Source organism: Ruegeria sp. BHSC026, assembly GCF_059613065.1.
The window spans coordinates 98,146-115,393 of record NZ_JBXWRV010000008.1 but is presented as its reverse complement, the minus strand read 5'-3'; the positions used below and the strand labels follow the sequence as shown (position 1 = coordinate 115,393).

The 17,248-nt window shown below is 64.1% G+C and carries 21 protein-coding genes; 9 read left to right on the top strand and 12 right to left on the bottom strand.

The genetic code is table 11. From position 1 onward, the window contains the following. The first annotated feature begins 15 nt into the window (after positions 1-15). Positions 16-822: a mechanosensitive ion channel family protein gene (locus AC2FME_RS12100; RefSeq protein ID WP_496681805.1), complete on the top strand. Its 807-nt coding sequence runs from the start codon at positions 16-18 to the stop codon at positions 820-822. Positions 823-921: 99 nt separating this feature from the next. Here the strand turns inward: AC2FME_RS12100 and ald are convergent, their stop codons facing one another. After that, positions 922-2,040 (bottom strand): alanine dehydrogenase, encoded by a 1,119-nt coding sequence (gene ald / locus AC2FME_RS12095; protein WP_496800550.1) that lies wholly within the window; start codon positions 2,038-2,040, stop codon positions 922-924. Positions 2,041-2,175: 135 nt separating this feature from the next. Here ald and AC2FME_RS12090 point away from each other — a divergent pair, with 135 nt between their 5' ends. Both AC2FME_RS12090 and ppk2 read left to right on the top strand, forming a co-directional pair. After that, entirely contained in the window at positions 2,176-2,634 is a 459-nt protein-coding gene (locus AC2FME_RS12090; protein WP_490359842.1) for an Lrp/AsnC ligand binding domain-containing protein, read from the top strand. Positions 2,635-2,767: 133 nt separating this feature from the next. Beyond that, a complete protein-coding gene (gene ppk2 / locus AC2FME_RS12085) occupies positions 2,768-3,730 on the top strand; it encodes a polyphosphate kinase 2 (protein WP_496681800.1) in 963 nt (320 codons plus the stop codon). Between the two features lie 36 nt (positions 3,731-3,766). Here ppk2 and AC2FME_RS12080 read toward each other — a convergent pair whose 3' ends face one another. Continuing rightward, positions 3,767-4,921 (bottom strand): CAP domain-containing protein, encoded by a 1,155-nt coding sequence (locus tag AC2FME_RS12080; protein WP_496800549.1) that lies wholly within the window; start codon positions 4,919-4,921, stop codon positions 3,767-3,769. A gap of 302 nt (positions 4,922-5,223) precedes the next feature. After that, entirely contained in the window at positions 5,224-5,430 is a 207-nt protein-coding gene (gene rpsU, locus AC2FME_RS12075) for a 30S ribosomal protein S21 (protein WP_007818122.1), read from the bottom strand. A gap of 112 nt (positions 5,431-5,542) precedes the next feature. On the opposite strand from rpsU, the gene AC2FME_RS12070 reads away from it, so the two are divergent. Continuing rightward, positions 5,543-6,235 carry a COQ9 family protein gene (locus tag AC2FME_RS12070; RefSeq protein WP_496800548.1) on the top strand — a complete coding sequence of 231 codons (693 nt, stop codon included), beginning with the start codon at positions 5,543-5,545 and terminating at the stop codon, positions 6,233-6,235. Between the two features lie 64 nt (positions 6,236-6,299). Further along, positions 6,300-7,286, top strand: coding sequence for an NAD(P)H-quinone oxidoreductase (locus AC2FME_RS12065; RefSeq protein WP_496800547.1), 987 nt, complete (start codon positions 6,300-6,302; stop codon positions 7,284-7,286). Positions 7,287-7,306: 20 nt separating this feature from the next. Here the strand turns inward: AC2FME_RS12065 and AC2FME_RS12060 are convergent, their stop codons facing one another. Continuing rightward, complete coding sequence (locus AC2FME_RS12060; protein ID WP_496800546.1) at positions 7,307-8,164, bottom strand: DUF2189 domain-containing protein; 858 nt, start codon at positions 8,162-8,164, stop codon at positions 7,307-7,309. A gap of 192 nt (positions 8,165-8,356) precedes the next feature. On the opposite strand from AC2FME_RS12060, the gene AC2FME_RS12055 reads away from it, so the two are divergent. Continuing rightward, positions 8,357-9,340, top strand: a complete 984-nt coding sequence (locus tag AC2FME_RS12055; RefSeq protein ID WP_496800545.1) for a quinone oxidoreductase family protein — start codon at positions 8,357-8,359, stop codon at positions 9,338-9,340. Between the two features lie 47 nt (positions 9,341-9,387). Here AC2FME_RS12055 and AC2FME_RS12050 read toward each other — a convergent pair whose 3' ends face one another. The 8 genes from AC2FME_RS12050 to AC2FME_RS12015 form a co-directional block, all read right to left on the bottom strand. Continuing rightward, on the bottom strand, positions 9,388-9,921 hold the full coding sequence (locus AC2FME_RS12050) for an outer membrane protein (protein ID WP_496800544.1): 534 nt from the start codon (positions 9,919-9,921) through the stop codon (positions 9,388-9,390). A 232-nt stretch (positions 9,922-10,153) separates the two neighbouring features. Then, on the bottom strand, positions 10,154-10,627 hold the full coding sequence (locus AC2FME_RS12045) for a YHS domain-containing (seleno)protein (protein ID WP_496741500.1): 474 nt from the start codon (positions 10,625-10,627) through the stop codon (positions 10,154-10,156). A gap of 172 nt (positions 10,628-10,799) precedes the next feature. Beyond that, positions 10,800-11,405 carry a glycerol-3-phosphate 1-O-acyltransferase PlsY gene (gene plsY / locus AC2FME_RS12040; RefSeq protein WP_496796692.1) on the bottom strand — a complete coding sequence of 202 codons (606 nt, stop codon included), beginning with the start codon at positions 11,403-11,405 and terminating at the stop codon, positions 10,800-10,802. After that, positions 11,405-12,685, bottom strand: coding sequence for a dihydroorotase (pyrC, locus tag AC2FME_RS12035; protein WP_496741504.1), 1,281 nt, complete (start codon positions 12,683-12,685; stop codon positions 11,405-11,407). Before pyrC ends, plsY begins: the two co-directional genes overlap by 1 nt. Continuing rightward, positions 12,682-13,068, bottom strand: coding sequence for a hypothetical protein (locus AC2FME_RS12030; protein WP_496800543.1), 387 nt, complete (start codon positions 13,066-13,068; stop codon positions 12,682-12,684). Before AC2FME_RS12030 ends, pyrC begins: the two co-directional genes overlap by 4 nt. Then, on the bottom strand, positions 13,053-13,571 hold the full coding sequence (locus AC2FME_RS12025; protein ID WP_496800542.1) for a hypothetical protein: 519 nt from the start codon (positions 13,569-13,571) through the stop codon (positions 13,053-13,055). Before AC2FME_RS12025 ends, AC2FME_RS12030 begins: the two co-directional genes overlap by 16 nt. Continuing rightward, positions 13,568-14,503, bottom strand: coding sequence for an aspartate carbamoyltransferase catalytic subunit (locus tag AC2FME_RS12020; protein WP_005979082.1), 936 nt, complete (start codon positions 14,501-14,503; stop codon positions 13,568-13,570). The genes AC2FME_RS12025 and AC2FME_RS12020 overlap by 4 nt, the downstream gene beginning before the upstream one ends. A gap of 65 nt (positions 14,504-14,568) precedes the next feature. After that, positions 14,569-15,174, bottom strand: a complete 606-nt coding sequence (locus AC2FME_RS12015) for a scavenger receptor class F, member 2 (RefSeq protein WP_496800541.1) — start codon at positions 15,172-15,174, stop codon at positions 14,569-14,571. Between the two features lie 93 nt (positions 15,175-15,267). Between AC2FME_RS12015 and AC2FME_RS12010 the strand changes: the two genes are divergently transcribed. The 3 genes from AC2FME_RS12010 to AC2FME_RS12000 are packed head-to-tail and all read left to right on the top strand — an operon-like array spanning position 15,268 to position 17,248. Continuing rightward, positions 15,268-16,035 carry a uracil-DNA glycosylase gene (locus AC2FME_RS12010; RefSeq protein ID WP_496687649.1) on the top strand — a complete coding sequence of 256 codons (768 nt, stop codon included), beginning with the start codon at positions 15,268-15,270 and terminating at the stop codon, positions 16,033-16,035. Beyond that, complete coding sequence (locus tag AC2FME_RS12005) at positions 16,032-16,631, top strand: metallophosphoesterase family protein (protein WP_496684340.1); 600 nt, start codon at positions 16,032-16,034, stop codon at positions 16,629-16,631. The genes AC2FME_RS12010 and AC2FME_RS12005 overlap by 4 nt, the downstream gene beginning before the upstream one ends. Next, complete coding sequence (locus AC2FME_RS12000) at positions 16,628-17,248, top strand: LysE family translocator (RefSeq protein ID WP_496800540.1); 621 nt, start codon at positions 16,628-16,630, stop codon at positions 17,246-17,248. The genes AC2FME_RS12005 and AC2FME_RS12000 overlap by 4 nt, the downstream gene beginning before the upstream one ends.

The window sequence follows — 17,248 nt, the reverse complement described above, 5'->3', positions numbered from 1 at the left end:
GACGGGAGGGGACAGATGGATCAAGCAATGGATATGGCGGGCCAGGCGTGGCCGTTGGTGATCAGCGCGGGCAAGGCGCTGATCGTTCTGGTTTTAGGGTGGATCGCTGCGGGGTCGATTTCGGGCGTTGTCCGAAATCGTATCAACCGGACCCCGCAGATAGACCCGACCCTTGGGAATTTCGCCGCCAGTACGGTCAAATGGGTGATCTTGGCCATTGTCCTGGTCGCCGTCCTTGGCATCTTCGGCATTCAGGCAACCAGCATCGTGGCCATTCTGGGCGCCGCCTCGCTGGCGATCGGTCTTGCGCTGCAAGGTACGCTCAGCGATCTTGCCGCCGGTGTGATGCTGGTCGTGTTCCGGCCTTACAAGCTGGGTCAGTTTGTCGATATCGGCGGGACGGCGGGAACGGTGAAAGACCTGAACCTGTTCACCACCGAACTGGTGACGCCGGACAACGTTCAGATCATCGTGCCGAACGGTCAGGCCTGGGGGTCGATCATCACCAACTACTCGGCCCATGACACGCGGCGCGTCGACCTGGTGTTCGGGATCGACTATGGCGACAGCGCCGACGAGGCGATGAAGATCATTCTGGATGTCGCAAAGGCGGATGGCCGCGTTCATGCCGACCCCGAGCCCTGGGTGCGGGTGACCAACCTGGGCGACAGCTCGGTCGATCTGACCGCGCGCCTGTGGTGTGCCGCCGCCGACTATTGGGACGTCAAGTTCGATCTGACCAAGGCGGTGAAAGAGGCGTTTGATGCCAAGGGCATCTCGATCCCCTATCCGCATTCGGTGGAGATCCACAAAGAGGGCTGAGCGCTCCCGCCCGTCAGTCGGGCATTGGAAATGCCCTGTTTCGGTTGGGCGTGGCGCCGCGCGTTTCGCGCGGCGCCGTTGTTTCTGGCCGAGGCAGGATCAGCCCTTGATTACAACCGACGGGGAAACCACGTCGATCCCCAGCGCCTTGCCGACGGCGTAGTAGGTCAACTGCCCGGCATGGACGTTCAGCCCGGCCAGCAGGTGCGGGTCGTCTTGGCAGGCCTGCCGCCAGCCTTTGTCGGCCAGCGCCAGCATGAAGGGCATGGTTGCGTTGCCCAGGGCGATGGTCGAGGTGCGGGCGACCGCGCCCGGCATGTTGGCCACGCAGTAGTGCATGATGCCGTCGACCTCGTAAATCGGGTCGGCATGGGTGGTGGGTTTCGATGTTTCGAAACACCCGCCCTGGTCGATGGCCACGTCCACAAGAACCGCGCCGGGCTTCATGGTCGACAGCTGAGCGCGGCTGATAAGTTTCGGCGCGGCCGCGCCCGGAATCAGAACCGCGCCGATCACCATGTCGGCATCGCGGATCAGCTCGGCCGTGGCGCCGGCGGTCGAGTACTGGTTCTTGAACTGGCCGCGGAACACATCGTCCAGATACCGCAGCCGCGGCAGCGAGCGGTCCAGAACCGTGACATCCGCGCCCATCCCGGCAGCGATGCGGGCCGCGTGGGTGCCGACCACCCCGCCGCCGATCACCACGACCTTGGCCGGCCCCACGCCTGGCACGCCGCCCATCAACACGCCGCGCCCGCCATTAGCCTTTTGCAGCGTCCACGCGCCGACCTGCGGGGCCAGGCGTCCGGCGACTTCGGACATCGGCGCCAGGAGAGGCAGCCCGCCATTGGCATCGGTCACGGTTTCATAGGCGATCGCGGTGCAGCCCGACGCCAGCAGATCCTTGGTCTGTTCGGGGTCGGGGGCGAGGTGCAGATAGGTGAACAGCACCTGGCCTTCGCGCAGCATCTTGCGTTCGACCGCCTGGGGTTCCTTGACCTTGACGATCATCTCGGCGGTGGCGAAGACCTCGGCGGCAGTGTCCACGATGCGGGCACCGGCGGCGACATAGGCATCGTCGTCAAACCCCGACCCCAGGCCGGCGCCGCGTTCGATGATGACCTCATGCCCGCGCGCGACGGCCTCTTGCGCGGCGTTCGGGGTGATGCCGACGCGGAACTCCTGCGGTTTGATTTCTTTTGGGCAACCGATTTTCATTGGGCTCTCCGTTCACAAACTGCACAAATTATGTGCAGTTTGTGGTGCAATTTTTGTGAAACTCGATGCGCATTCGAACTAAAATGCGGGACAATATTCGATAGACTTAGAAAAACTTGCAAAGAAAGTGCGTCAATGAGCCTGGATGCGACTGACCGAAAGATTCTGGCCGCGCTGCAGCGCAAGGGGCGGATGTCGAATGCGGAACTGTCCGAACAGGTCAACCTGTCGCCCTCGGCCTGTCACCGCCGGGTGCAGCGGCTGGAGGCCGACGGCTATATCCGCGACTATGTCGCCCTGCTGGACGCGCGCAAGCTGGGCGTTCCGACAACTGTGTTCGTCGAAATCACCCTGCAGGGTCAGGCGGAAGAGGTTCTGGAGGCTTTCGAGAAGGCGGTGCGGCGCATCCCCGACGTGCTGGAGTGCCACCTGATGGCAGGAACCGCTGACTATGTGCTGAAGGTCGTGGCCGAAAACACCGAGGATTTCGCGCGCATCCACCGCCAGTATCTGTCTCGGTTGCCGGGCGTGGCGCAGATGCAAAGTTCGTTCGCGTTGCGAACGGTGTTCAAGACCACGGCTTTGCCGGTCTAAGCGCGGCCGGCGGCGGTTGTATCCGCCGGGCGGCCGGGCCAAGATCGGGGTCCGACGGTAGCGGTCGCCGCGTCATGTCCCGGTTACATGGGATGGCTAAGACCCGCAGCCACGAAAGACAAGGAGCAGCCCAATGGCCGAAGAAGAACAACAAACCCCGTTGGCCGACCAGAATGAAAACGGCCGCGACGCCGACGACGACACCCCTGACTGGCTGGAGGCCGAGCTTCAGGACACGCTGGACGAGGATATCGAGATCGAGTTCAGCGAGCCGATGCTGTCGATGGAGGTGCGCAAGATCTACCGCGAGCAGCACCCCGACATGCTGGATCGCCGGGTCTATTTCCGCAACCTGCTGCGCCTTCAGGCCGAGCTGATCAAGGTACAAGACTGGGTTCAGCATACCGGCGCCAAGGTCTGCATTCTGTTCGAAGGCCGCGATGCGGCGGGCAAGGGGGGCGTGATCAAGCGGATCACCCAGCGCCTGAACCCCCGCGTCGCACGGGTCGTGGCGCTGCCGGCCCCCAGCCGGCGCGAACAGAGCCAATGGTATTTTCAACGCTATGTGCCACACCTGCCGGCCGCGGGCGAGATCGTGCTGTTCGACCGGTCCTGGTACAACCGTGCCGGGGTCGAGCGGGTAATGGGTTTTGCCACCGAAGACCAGGTCGAACAGTTCTTCCAGGACGTTCCGGAATTCGAGCGGATGCTGGTGCGGTCGGGTATCATCCTGCTGAAATATTGGTTCTCGATCACCGACGAGGAGCAGCAGCTGCGGTTCCTGATGCGGATCCACGACCCGATGAAACAGTGGAAACTGTCGCCGATGGACCTCGAGTCGCGCATCCGCTGGGAGGACTATACCAAGGCCAAGGAGGACATGCTGTTCCGTACCAACATCCCCGAGGCGCCCTGGTACATCGTCGAAGGCAACGACAAGAAGCGCGAGCGCCTGAACTGCATGGAGCACATTCTGACCAAGATCCCCTATGAGGACGTCCCGCACGAAAAGGTCACGCTGCCCGACCGCAAATACAACCCCGAATACGAGCGCCGTGTGCTGCCCGACGAGTTGTACGTGCCCAAGATCTATTGATGGACCGCCCCGATCCGGGGCGCGCCTCTCACGGGATCAAAACAGGAAATCGCCGCGTCCGAGGTCTGCCAGAAGGATGTCTTCCAATATCATCTGGTGGCCCAGACCATCGTCGATCATCACGTCGTTGCCTGACTGAACGGCGTGGTTGTTCATCAGATCAGCATAGTTGGCGATTGCGTCGCTGCCGCGCAGATCGACAAGATCGGCGGCGCCAAAATCGATGACCCGGTCGATGCCGCTGGAAAAGACGAACTGATCGGCTCCGCCACCGCCGACCAGGGTGTTAGCCCCTCCGCCGCCGACCAGCCTGTCGTTGCCACTGCTTCCGACCAACCGGTCGTCTCCGGTCGCGCCAAGCAACAGATCATTGCCGGCGCCGCCGTGCAAAAAGTCATTTCCGCCGCCGCCCAGCAGGCGATCGGTGCCGGCCGCCCCGACCAGCCGGTCGTTGTCGCCCAGTCCTTTGAGAACGTCATTGCCGTCGCCACCGTTGATCCGGTCATCGCCGGATCCGCCCGCGATCAGGTCGTTGCCGCCACGTCCGTTCAGCGTGTCCGCACCGTTGCGCCCAATCAGGACATCGCGCCCGGATTGACCGATCACTATGTCGTCGCCGGCACCGCCGTCGATGCGTCCGGAATCTCCGGCTTGCAGAACCAACCAGTCGTCGCCGTCGCTGCCCACCGTTCCCGCGGCGACGATCTGACGCTGTGGGTCCGTCGTGGCGGGCGGTGTTGGGGCGGTGCCGGTATCCAGTTGGACAGGCGCCGCAGTGCGCGCAAAATTTTGCGTCACCATGACCGCGTCATAGTTGACGCCGTTGTGCAGGTACTTGCCCAGCTCGATGCCGATTCCGACAACTGTGACATTGGGGTCCAGTATATTCGCCCGATGGCCGGGGCTGTTCATCAAGGCGGTATGCAGGTCCTGCACGTCGTCGCTCAGCCCGGGGGCTCCGCGCACGCTTTGCCATGCAATATTTTCGGTCGCGCGCCAACTGCCCGAAAACGAAAACCCGGCGCTGGCCATCCTGTCCCACGGGTCAGACCCGCCGGCGCCGGTGTGGCTGAACTGGTCCACCTGCAGCATCCAGCGGCTGTGGTCTTCGGCCGCATCATTCAGGCGCAGCTCGAGTTGGACAGGAGCAAGACCTCGACTGCTGCGTTCGGCATTGATGAGGTCCAGCATCTGCCGTTCAAGGTTGCTCGCGACTGACAAAGTTCCGTCTCCAGTGACTCGGGTCTATTCTGGCCGGACCATAGTGGCGACAATTTGACGATGGAACGCGGAAAGCCTGCTGAAATCGCCGTTGGGCAGATCACCACTCAGAGATGCGCGCCAATGTGCGGCAATCTGCCTATGCGCGTTGCCCTGCTGTTGCACCGGACGTGGCACGCAATGCGGTCAGATTCGGCCAACGCAAACGACAAACCCCCGGGCCAGGCCTCGGGGGTCGTCAATAGTGTCATCCAAAGCTGGAGGAGGTTTGCTCAGAGCAGACCTTCGCGCTGGGCTTTCTTGCGTGCCAGTTTGCGGGCACGGCGGATCGCTTCAGCTTTCTCGCGCGCTTTTTTCTCGGACGGTTTCTCGAAATGCTGCCTCAGCTTCATTTCGCGGAACACGCCTTCGCGCTGCAGCTTTTTCTTCAGGGCACGGAGCGCCTGATCGACATTGTTGTCGCGAACACTAACCTGCATGTGGTTGTCACCACCTTTCTAAGTTCGAGTTGCAAGGAAATTGCAGGAATTGGCCGTATAGCAAAGCGGTCCTAACTTGTCTAGTACTATGCCAGACAGTTGGAGAGCCGCCATGACCGTGATCTATGAAGACGCCAAGCAGCAGTTGCTGCACGCCATCCTGACCCATGTGCCCTTCGACGGATGGTCGGATACCAGTTTTCGCGCGGCGATTGCCGATTGTGGCCTGGACGAGGAGCTGGCGCGCGCGATCTGTCCGCGCGGCGCGGTCGATCTGGCCTTGGCCTTTCACGACCGGGGCGATGCGGCGATGCTGGAACGGCTGAAATCCGAGGATCTGAGCGATCTGAAATTTCGCGACCGGATCGCGGCGGCGGTTCGGTTCCGCTTGCAGGCGGTTCCCGACAAAGAGGCCGTGCGCCGGGGCGTGGCCCTGTTTTCTCTGCCCATGTATGCCGGTGACGGCGCCAAGGCGGTCTGGGGCACTTGTGACCTGATCTGGGATGCGCTGGGCGACACGTCCGAAGACATCAACTGGTATACCAAACGCGCGACGCTGTCGGGGGTGTATTCCTCGACCGTGCTGTTCTGGCTGGGCGATGACAGCCCCGACCATCAGCGCACATGGGAATTTTTGGACCGTCGCATCGAAAACGTGATGCAGTTCGAAAAGCTCAAGGCGCAGGTGAACAAGAACCCGCTTCTCAAGCCGTTTCTGGCCGTTCCCAACTGGCTGGCGGGCCAGGTGCGGGCTCCGATCCGGATGCGCGCCGACCTGCCGGGCATGCTGCACCCGCGCAAGTAAGCAACTGTTCCCGCTGGGCCTTTCCAGATTCGCCTGATACCAGTTGCGCAAAGGAGATTTGCCGATGACCAAGATGATGCGCGCTGTCGAGATCACCTCGCCGGGCGGCCCGGATGTTCTGCAACTGACCGAACGCCCCATACCCGACCCCGACCATGGTCAGGTGGTTCTGAAAGTGGCCTATGCCGGCGTCAACCGCCCTGATGCGTTGCAGCGGGCCGGGGCCTACGATCCGCCGCCGGGGGCCAGTGATCTTCCGGGGCTCGAAGCGTCGGGCGAGGTGGTCGCCATCGGTGCGGGGGTCTCGGGTCTGGCCCTGGGCGACAAGGTCTGCGCGCTGTTGCCGGGTGGTGGCTATGCCGAATATGTCGCCACGCCCGCTGCGCATTGTCTGCCGGTGCCCACCGGCATGGGCCTGAAAGAGGCCGCCTGCCTGCCCGAAACCTTCTTTACCGTTTGGTCCAACGTCTTCACCCGCGGCGGGCTCAAGGCGGGCGAGCGGTTCCTGGTGCATGGCGGCTCCAGCGGTATCGGCACCACCGCGATCCAGTTGGCCAACGCGTTCGGCGCCCGGGTCTTTGCCACCGCCGGGTCTGACGAGAAATGCGCAGCCTGCGTGGCGCTGGGGGCGGAAAAGGCGATAAACTACAAGACCGAGGATTTCGTGGCCGTCCTGCGGGCCGAGGGCGGGGCCGACCTGATCCTCGACATGGTGGGCGGCGACTATATCCCCCGCAACGTCAAGGCGCTGGCCGAGGATGGGCGGCTGGTCCAGATCGCCTTTCTGCAGGGGCCGGTGGCCGAATTGAACTTTGCCCTGATGATGGTCAAGCGTCTGACCCTGACCGGCAGCACCCTGCGCCCGCAAAGCGACCTGGCCAAGGCCCGGATCGCGCAGGACCTGCGCGAGGCGGTCTGGCCGCTGCTGGAGGCGGGCAAGGTTGCGCCGGTCATGGACAGCGAGTTCGATTTGGCCGAAGCGGCGGCCGCGCATGCGCGGATGGAAAGCTCGGGCCATATCGGCAAGATCGTTTTGAAGGTTTCGGGCTGAGGGCGGCAGCCCCGCGTGCCTCAGGCGACGGCCCGGCGGTACAGGTGCCAGGTGGCGTGACCCAGAACCGGGATCACCACGATCAGCCCCAGCATCAGCGGAAGCGCACCAAGCACCAGAAATGCGGCCACGATGCATCCCCAGGTCAAAATGACCCTGGGGTTGCGCCGCAGTACCCGGACCGAGGTGACGACGGCCACCGGTAGGCCGACCTTTCTGTCCAGAAGCAGGGGAAAGCTGACCACGCTGATGGCCAGCGCAACCAGCGCAAAGCAAAAGCCCACCAGGGTACCGGCCAGGATCATGGTCCAGCCCGCGCTTGTGGTGACGGCCTGCGTCAGGAACGGGCCCAGCGCCGTTGGCGCTTGTGGCCCCATCGTGTGCAAGAAGATCGCATGCGCCGCCGCCAGCCACACCAGCAGCAACATCACCAGGTAGAAGCCCAGCGCCAGGATCGCGCCCAGTGACGGCGAGCGGAACACGCCGAACGCGTCCAGCCAATGCACTTCGTGCCCCTGTTCTCGTCGGCGGCTGATTTCGTACAGGCCAAGTGCCGCCACCGGGCCGATCAGGGCAAAGCCCGCGATCAGCGGGGCCAGCAGGGGCGCCATTTCGGCCTGCATGCCAAGCCCGAACATCACCAGCCCGGCGATCGGATAGATCAGGACGATGAAGATCGCGTCGGCGCGGCCCGCCTTGAAATCCTCGTACCCGGCCTTCAGGCAGGCTCGCAGGTCCTGCAGGGTCAGCCTGCGCACCTGCGGCAGGTGCCGGATGTCCGCGCTGCCGATACCTGTGACGTTTTCCGCGATATGCTCGGTGGTCGCACCCAGATTGCGGGCGGCCCAACTGACTGGATTGCCGATCGTTTTTGCCATCTTGATCCCTTTCCTTGGCCCATTCGCGCCGCGGAATGCATCCGGCATCGGGTTGCCCGTGGCCGGATGACCCGGCAACGCCCTATTTCAATTTACCACATTCCGGCAGTCATGCACTTCACTGTTCCGAGATCGGGTGATTGCCCTGTGGCGCAGGCATGTTAGCTTGGCAGCAGTTTTCAGGAGGTGAGCATGCAGCAATCGGCGCGTAACGTAGTCATCCATGAAACCGGCGGCCCCGAGGTTCTGAAGATCGAGGACAGGCCTCTGCGCGATCCCGGGCCGGGGGAGGTTCTGATCCGGCACCATGCCTGCGGGTTGAATTTCATCGATGTCTACCAACGTTCGGGCCTGTATCCGCTAGACCTGCCGCATGCGCTGGGCATGGAGGGCGCCGGCGTCATCGAGGCCGTGGGCGAGGGGGTGACCCATCTGCAACCCGGCCAGCGCGCGGCCTATGCCGCCATGCCGCCGGGCGCCTATTGCGAGGCGCGGGTGATGCCGGCGGCCCAAGTCTGCCCGCTGCCGGGCGGGATTTCATTCGAGACGGCGGCGGCCATGATGCTCAAGGGGTTGACGGTCGAATATCTGTTCCACCGCACCACGCCGCTCAAGCGGGGCGACACGGTCCTGTTCCACGCCGCTGCCGGGGGCGTGGGCCTGATCGCCTGTCAGTGGGCCAAGTCCGAAGGCATCAAGCTGATCGGGACCGCGGGCACCGACGACAAGTGCCGGTTGGCGATGTTCAACGGTGCGACCCATTGCATCAACTATCGCACCGAAGATTTCGAATCCCGCGTGGCCGAAATCACCGGCGGCAAAGGTGTCGATGTGGTGATGGATTCGATCGGGGCCGACACGTTCAACGGGTCGCTGAACTGCCTCAAGCCGCTGGGTATGATGATCTCGTTCGGGAATGCCTCCGGCCCGGTGCCGCTATTCGACATCGGCATTCTGGCGAAGAAAGGATCTCTGAAGATCACCCGCCCAACGCTGTTCTCCCACATCGCCGACCACGCGGTTTGTCAGGCAATGGCCCGCCGGTTGTTCAACAAGGTCACCGGCGCCGAGGTCAAGATCCACATCGACCAGCGGTTTGCGCTGGATGAAGTGGCCGAGGCGCATCGCGCGCTCGAGGCGCGCAAGACCACCGGCAGCACGATCCTGCTGCCATGAAAAAGGCCCGGCGCATCTGGCCGGGCCTTTCGATTTAGGGGGAGGGGTCAGAACCGGTAGGCCGCGCGGATCTGGAACGTCGTGGCGTCCACGTCCACGCCGGTCGAATTGAAATTGTCGAATTCGTGGTACAGGATTTCGCCCGCGATCGAGACGTTCGGAGCGATGATCTGTTCATAGCCTGCGCCGATGAACCAGCCGTCGTCGCTGCCCAGTGTGTCTGTACTGGCCTCGGCGTACCCGGCCACGCCGTACAGCAGGCCCTGCGGGTTAACCTTGTAGCCGGCACGGGCTTTCAGTCGCCAGACATCCTCGACCGTCGCGGCCCCCGACAGATCCACATCCGACCAGTCATAGTCGAAGCCGCCGCCGACGACCCAATCGCCCAGATCATAGTCGTAGCCCAGGATGATACCGCCGATCACGCCGTCGCCATCGACCCCGGACAGGCTGGTGCCAATATCGGCATAGCCGATCTGCGCGCCGCCGTAGAAACCGGTCCAATCGCCCGAGGATTGCGCCATCGCGGTGCTGGCAGCCAAGGTCGCAACCGTAGAAAGAAGTGCCAATTTTCCCGTCATCTTCGTTCCTTTCAGTCAAATGATGTGCCGCGGCCACAGGTCGCCGGCGGTCCGTGAAATCGTATACGGCCGGTCGCCGGCCGTGGATCAATCTGGTCTGACGCTCGGGCCATATGACGCCCCCTTTTGGGGAAGAAATGTGCTGGCTTCATTGAAAATAAATGGACCTGCGCACACGGCTTTCAAGCAACGCCCGGCGGCAGAGGCGAACTGCCGCCGGGGTGTCAGCGGATTATTGCTGCAGTTCGGCCGGATCCTTGTCGGCGATGGTTTCCCAGTTTGCGCTGGCTTTTTCGATAAAGCCGGGAATGTCGCCTTCCCAGCGTTGCTGGATGTCTTCCGACAGGTTCAGGTACAGCTTGTTGTCGACGATCTTCCAATAGGTCGGATCCCCGTCGAACTTGAAGCCCATCGCGGCCCCGAATGCGCAATAGCCGCCATAGGCCGGCAGATATGCCTCGGGGTTGGCCTCGAAGGCTGCCTTGTGTTCCTCGGTCGCGAAGCGGTACAGCGCGTCATTGTGCAGGGCCGTGATCTTGTAGCTGCCCTTGGTCGCCTCACCTTCGGTGAAATAGGCCACCGGGTCATAGCCCTGCATGGCCAGACCGGTCGACGAGGCGTTGATTTCGACCCCGGCCGCGAGGGCCGAGCTTGCTATTGCGACCGACAGCGCCACGCCGCCCAACAGGGATTTGATCTTGTTCATGGTTCCACCTTTCCTGATCGGGCCAGCCCGGCATGTCCACGCGCGGGTGTTCCGGCTCCGAAATTGCGTATCGTGCGCCCGGTGATCGGGTGTCACGACACCTCAGGTGGGAAAGGCGCCGATCACGTTCAAAGCAATCAAACGTGATTGGGCCGTGGACGGGCAGACGGCGCTAGGATTTGCCGATCTTGGGTTCGGTTCCGGCCTTGATGCGGGCCAGGTTTTCACGGTGCCGCCAGTAGATCAACAGCGTCAGCACCGCGCCAAGGGCAAAGGTGGCGCCGTTGGTCAGCAGGGTGATCCAGATGGTCGACAGCGCCGCCGCCGCAAGGGCACCGATGGATGAAATCCGCCAGATCGCCGCCGCCACCAGCCAGGTCAGGCAGCAAGCAACGCCGACCCGCCAGTCCAGCGCCAACCAGAGACCCAGAAAGGTGGCCACACCCTTGCCGCCCTTGAAGCCCAGCCAGACCGGGTAGCAATGGCCGACGAAAGCCGACAGCGCCGCGATCTGCGCTGCGTCCTCGCCAGCCAGCGCCCGAGCCAGAAGAACCGCCAGCGCGCCTTTGCCCGCATCGAACAGCAGGGTCAGCGCGGCCGCCGCTTTGTTCCCGGTGCGCAGAACATTCGTGGCGCCGATATTGCCCGATCCGATCTTGCGCAGGTTGCCCAACCCCATCAGGCGCGCGACAAGCATACCGAAGGGGATGGACCCCATCAGGTATCCGATCGCGGCCCAGATGATCAGTTGGGTCGTCGTGCTGTCGAGAGGGGGCATCAGGGTCTCCGGTAGATTTCTTTGCCTGCAACGTAGGTTGCGGTGACCTTACCCTGCATCCGCTGCCCGTCAAACGGCGTGTTCTGCGATTTCGATTTCAGCGTGAACCGGTCCAGCACGAAGGGCACATCCGGGTTAAACAGCACCAGATCGGCCGGGGCGCCCGCGCTCAGGCGGCCGCAGTCCAGCCCCAGTCGTTTCGCCGGGTTCAGCGCCATGGCCCGGAACAGGGTCGGAAGGTCCAGTTGATCGGCATGATACAGGCGCAGCGCAGCCGGCAGCAGGGTTTCCAACGCCACCGCGCCCGAGGCCGCCTCTTCGAACGGCAACCGTTTGCTTTCCTCGTCCTGCGGCGTGTGCATCGAACTGATCGTGTCGATCAGGCCGGAGCGCACGGCCTCGATCACCGCCTGCCGGTCATCCTCGGAGCGCAGCGGCGGCTTGACCTTGAAGAAGGTGCGATAGTCCGCCACGTCCAGTTCGTTCAGTGTCAGGTGATGGATCGAGGTGCCGGCGGTGATGTCCAGCCCGTTGCGCTTGGCCCGCTCCAGCGCGGGCAGGGCGCGGGCCGTGGTGATCTGATCGGCGTGATAGGCGGCGCCGGTCATTTCCAGCAAGGCGATGTCGCGGTCCAGCCCCATGCGTTCGGCCATAGGCGAAACGGCTGGCAGACCGCGCAAGGCGGCGAACTTGCCGCTGGTGGCGGCGGCCCCGTGGCTCAGGCCAGGGTCCTGCGGGTGGGCGATGACCAGCGCGCCGCAGGCCCGGGCATAGGTCAGTGCGCGGGAAAACACCTTGGTATCGGCCACCACATGGTCGCAGTCGGTAAAGGCCACCGCACCCGCATCCATCAGAAACCCGATCTCGGTCATTTCGCGCCCGTCGCGGCCCTTGGTCAGGGCGGCCATGGGCAGCACGTTGACGGGCGTATCGGCCTGGGCGCGGCGGGTGACGAATTCGAGCGTTTCCGGCGTGTCGATCGCAGGCAGGGTGTCGGGTCGGGTGACCATTGTGGTCACGCCACCGGCCGCGGCGGCAAGGCCCGCGGATTTGTAGCTTTCCTTGTGTCGCTCGCCCGGCTCGCAGACCTTGACGCCGATATCGACGATTCCGGGGGCCAGACACTGACCGCCGCAATCGATCATCTGCGCGTCCGCTGCGGGCGCCGAACCGCCCCCGCTGGCCACGATCCGTCCATCGGCCACGTGCAGCCAGCCCAGCGCGTCGGTTCCGGCTTCGGGGTCGATAAGGCGGGCGTTGGTGAAGATCAGGTTGGTCATGCCATTGCCCTTTCAATCGCGGCTTTGGTGGCGACCGGGTCGGCCTGGTACTTGATCAGGTGCTTGTCGCCGCCCTTGGTGACGATCTGCACGAAGCTGCCCATGATATTCACGGTCGCGATCTGCTTCAGCGGCACGCTGCGTCCGCCGGGGCCGGTCAGGGTGGTGTTGGTCATCTGCCAGTTGGTCGCCAGTTCCTCCGACGCCAGGTACCACGCCCGGACGCCCACCGCCGCCAGACCGGCCGGGGCGCCGGTCCAGACATAGGGATTGCCGATCAGCCACAGCACGGACATCGCGCCCGCCATCGCGCCCGCGGCCAGCCAGGCGTTGGTGCGGACATAGGCGCCCTTGTCCGGCGCAAAGATCACAGGATCAGCCACAGAGCACCTCCGATGACCAGCAGTATGATCAGGGCAAGTATGGCCGATCCCGTCCGGCGGGGTTGCCCGCTCGAAACCGGGTTCGGCGCGGCCGAGTACGGCCTCGCGCTTTCGGTCGCGATAGTGCCGCCGGTCCAGTTCGTGGCCTCTTCGGTGTAAAGGCCGATCAGGCGCAGGCGCGGGTCGGGGTCCAATGTGACCGCGCGCCCACCCAGAGCGGCGCTGCGCAGCACCAGAACCCAGCCGTCGACCGACTCCAGCTTGGCCCGGTCCAGCTGGTCCTCGGAGACGCCGCAGCCCTCGCTGAGATAGCCGTAGAGGCCCAGATCCTCGAGGTCGGACACCGAAAAGACGTCGATCTGCTCGGGGTCCAGCCCCGAGACCCCAAGGACCTGATCGGCCGCGCCAGGTTCGCGCAGGAACTTCGCTTCTTCGGGGCGCATGTCCAGCGCGAACAGGCGGATCACGCCGCGCTCGCCAGCGGATAGGGTCAGATCTCTCATGCCGCCTCCTTTAAGTTGCGGGCCAGCAACTCCATCGCGGCCATGCGCACGGCGACGCCCATCTCGACCTGTTCCTGGATGACCGAGCGGTTGATGTCATCGGCCAGCGTCCCGTCGATCTCGACGCCGCGGTTCATCGGGCCGGGATGCATCACGATGGCGTCCGGCTTGGCCAGCGCCAGCTTGGCGGCGTCCAGGCCATAGCGGTGATAGTATTCCCGTTCCGACGGGATGAACCCACCATCCATCCGCTCTTTCTGAAGGCGCAGCATCATCACAACGTCCACGTCGCGCAGGCCTTCAGTCATGTCGTCATAGATCTCGGCCCCGAATTCGGCGAATTGCGCGGGCACCAGCGTCGGTGGGCCGATCAGGCGGATGCGGTTTTCCATCTTGCCCAGCAGGATCAGGTTTGACCGCGCCACGCGGGAATGGGCGACATCCCCGCAGATCGCCACGTTCAACCGGTGCAGCCGCCCCTTGGCCCGTCGGATGGTCAGCGCATCCAGCAGCGCCTGCGTTGGGTGTTCGTGCCGCCCGTCACCGGCGTTCAGCACCGCGCAGTTGACCTTCTGGGCCAGCAGATCCACCGCGCCCGAATGCGGATGCCGCACCACCAGCAGGTCGGGATGCATCGCGTTCAGCGTCATCGCCGTGTCGATCAGGGTCTCGCCCTTTTTGATCGAGCTGGCCTGCATCGCCATGTTCATCACATCCGCGCCCAGACGCTTGCCCGCAAGTTCGAAACTGGCCTGCGTGCGGGTCGAGTTTTCGAAGAACATGTTGATCTGGGTCAGCCCCGCCAGAACGTCCGAGTGCTTGGCCGATTGCCGGTTTAGATCGACGTATTTTTCGGCCAGGTCCAGAATGGCGGTGATGTCGGATTGGGACAGATGCTCGATGCCAAGTAGGTGACGATGGGCGAAACGCATGGGCCGGGCTCCTGTCTGACAGTCGCGCCGCTTATAGAAAGCGCAGCGCGCCGGGGCAACTGGACTCAGTCCCCATCTTGCAGTTTCTCGCATCCGCCTTCGGGCAGGCACCGCTCGCCGGGTTTGCACCACTTGCCGTATCCGCAATCGACGGCCTTTCTGGGCACGCAGCCTTGATTGGCCGAGCATTTGAACCCGGTGCGGCATTGCGATCCGGTCTCTTCGCACAGGTACCAGCCGGGGCGGGTGCAACCTCCGCCGGGCAGGCAGGTCGAGCCGGGTGCGCAGGTCCGCCCGTCGTCGCAGGGCGTTGCCGGTTTCGGTGAGGGGTCGAAGTCTGGCGAACTGCGCTCGCATTCGCCGCGCCCGTTGCAAAAGGTCCCGCCCGGGCAATCCAGCCGCGAGGCGCATTTGTTCGCCCCTGCCGGTGCACATCGGGTGCCCCCGGCCACGCATTTCTCGAACGGTCCGCAGGACCGCCCGCCGCCGCAATAGGTGCCCCCGGCCTGAATGCAGAACCCGTCAAAGCTGCAGCGTTGGCCGACCGAGCAGCATTTCAGACCGCACTGGAACTGGCCCGCGCGGCATTGTCCGCGATCATCGAGAAACGACTGGGCCAAGGCCGTGCCTGTCGGCAGGACGAACAGGGCAATCAACAGGAGTTTCAGCATTCGGACCATGACAGGGCCATGGTCGGCCGGGCAACGGGTCAAGGCAAGGCCAATTCGCTTTCCCTTCTCGCAAAGCTGGTTAGATTGATGAGCATGGAATCGGCCCTTGATCCTTTTACCGCGCGCGCCCTGCTGGAATGGCAGGTCGAACTGGGTGTGACCGACGCGATCGTCGACACCCCGATCGATCGCTATGCCCTGCCGGACACGACGCCCAAGGCGCGGAAACCTGCTACGCCTCAGGCCGCGCCGCAGAAGCCGGTTGCGCTGGACCCGGTGGCCGAGGCGAAAAAGTCGGCTGCGGCCGCATCGTCTCTGGATCAACTGCGCGCGGCGATGGAGGCGTTCGCTCATTGCGACCTGAAGCGCGGCGCGCGGCACCTGGTCTTTGCCGACGGCACCGCCGGTGCGCCTGTCATGATCGTCGGCGAGGCTCCGGGCCGTGATGAGGACCGCGTGGGCAAGCCATTCGTCGGCCGCGCCGGGCAGTTGCTGGATCGGATGCTGGCCGCGATCGATATGGACCGCGCCCAAAACGTCTACATCACCAATGTCCTGCCCTGGCGCCCGCCGCAAAACAGGGACCCTCGGCCGGACGAGATTGCCATGATGCAGCCGTTTCTGGAGCGGCACGTGGCCCTGGCCAAGCCGAAGGTTCTGGTGGTGATGGGCAACATCAGCTGTCAGGCAGTACTGGGCAAACGCGGCATCACGCGGCTGCGCGGTCAGTGGGATCAGGCGCTGAACCTGCCGGTCCTGCCGATGCTGCACCCGGCCTATCTGTTGCGCCAACCCCATGCCAAGCGTCAGGCCTGGGCCGATCTGTTGGAACTGCGCGCGTTTCTGGAGGGCAATAGATGAAGATACTGGCCTTTTCCGACCTGCACTTGGCCCGCAACAGGGCGGCCGAACTGGTAGCGGCCAGCGCGGACACGGATCTGGTGATCGGGGCCGGAGATTACTGCAACGGGCGGCAAGGGCTGGATCAGGCGATGGAGATGCTGTCGGGCATCTCGGCGCCAATGGTTCTGGTGCCCGGCAATGCCGAAAGCGCCGAGGAACTGGCCCGGGCCGCGCCGGACGGCGTGCATGTGCTGCACGGGTCGGGCATGACGTTGGACGGCGTTGAACTGTTCGGGCTGGGCTATGGCGTGCCGGTCACGCCCTTCGGAGACTGGTCCTGCGATCTGACCGAGGCCGAGGCCGAAGAACTGCTGAACCGCTGCGACGGGGCCGATATCCTGATCACCCATTCGCCGCCTAAATCCTGCGGGGATGTCACATCGCAGGGACTGTCCGTCGGCTCGGTCGCGGTGCGCGATGCGATCGAACGGATTCAGCCCGAATTCAACTTTTGCGGGCATATCCACGACAGCTGGGGCGCACGCGGCAGGATCGGCCGCACGCAGGTGGCCAACCTGGGCCCCAAGGTCAACTGGTTCGAGGTCGAGACATGATTGAAGCCACCACGCTGCTGGCATTCGTTCCGGCGGCCCTGGCGCTGAACCTCACGCCCGGGGCCGACATGATGTTCTGTTTTGGGCAGGGTCTGCGTTCGGGCGCGCGCCCGGCGGTCGTGGCCAGCGCCGGGGTGTCGGCGGGTCTGATGGTGCATGTTCTGCTGGCCGGGCTGGGCTTGGGCGCGGCGGTTGCGGCGCTGCCATGGTTGTTCGACGTGATCCGCTGGATGGGCGTCGGGTATCTGCTGTATCTGGCCTGGGGCGCGATCCGCAACGGGGCGATCTTGGCCGAGACACCGGCCCGGCCCACGCGTTTCGCCTTTCGCGACGGGATGCTGGTGAACCTGACCAACCCCAAGGTGATCCTGTTCGTGCTGGCCTTCATCCCGCAATTCGTCTCGCCCGACAGCGGGTCGGTCCTGCTGCAGTTCCTGACGTTGGGCGCGATCATCGCCGTCGGCGGGCTGGTGGTAAACGGCTTGGTTGGGGCCTTTGCCGGCGGAGCCGGGCGGGTGCTGGTCTCCAGCCCGCGCACCTCGCGCATTCTGGGCTGGGTCAGCGGCGGCGTCTTCACGGCGCTCGCGGTGCGGCTGGCCGTCATGGAAAGGACCTGA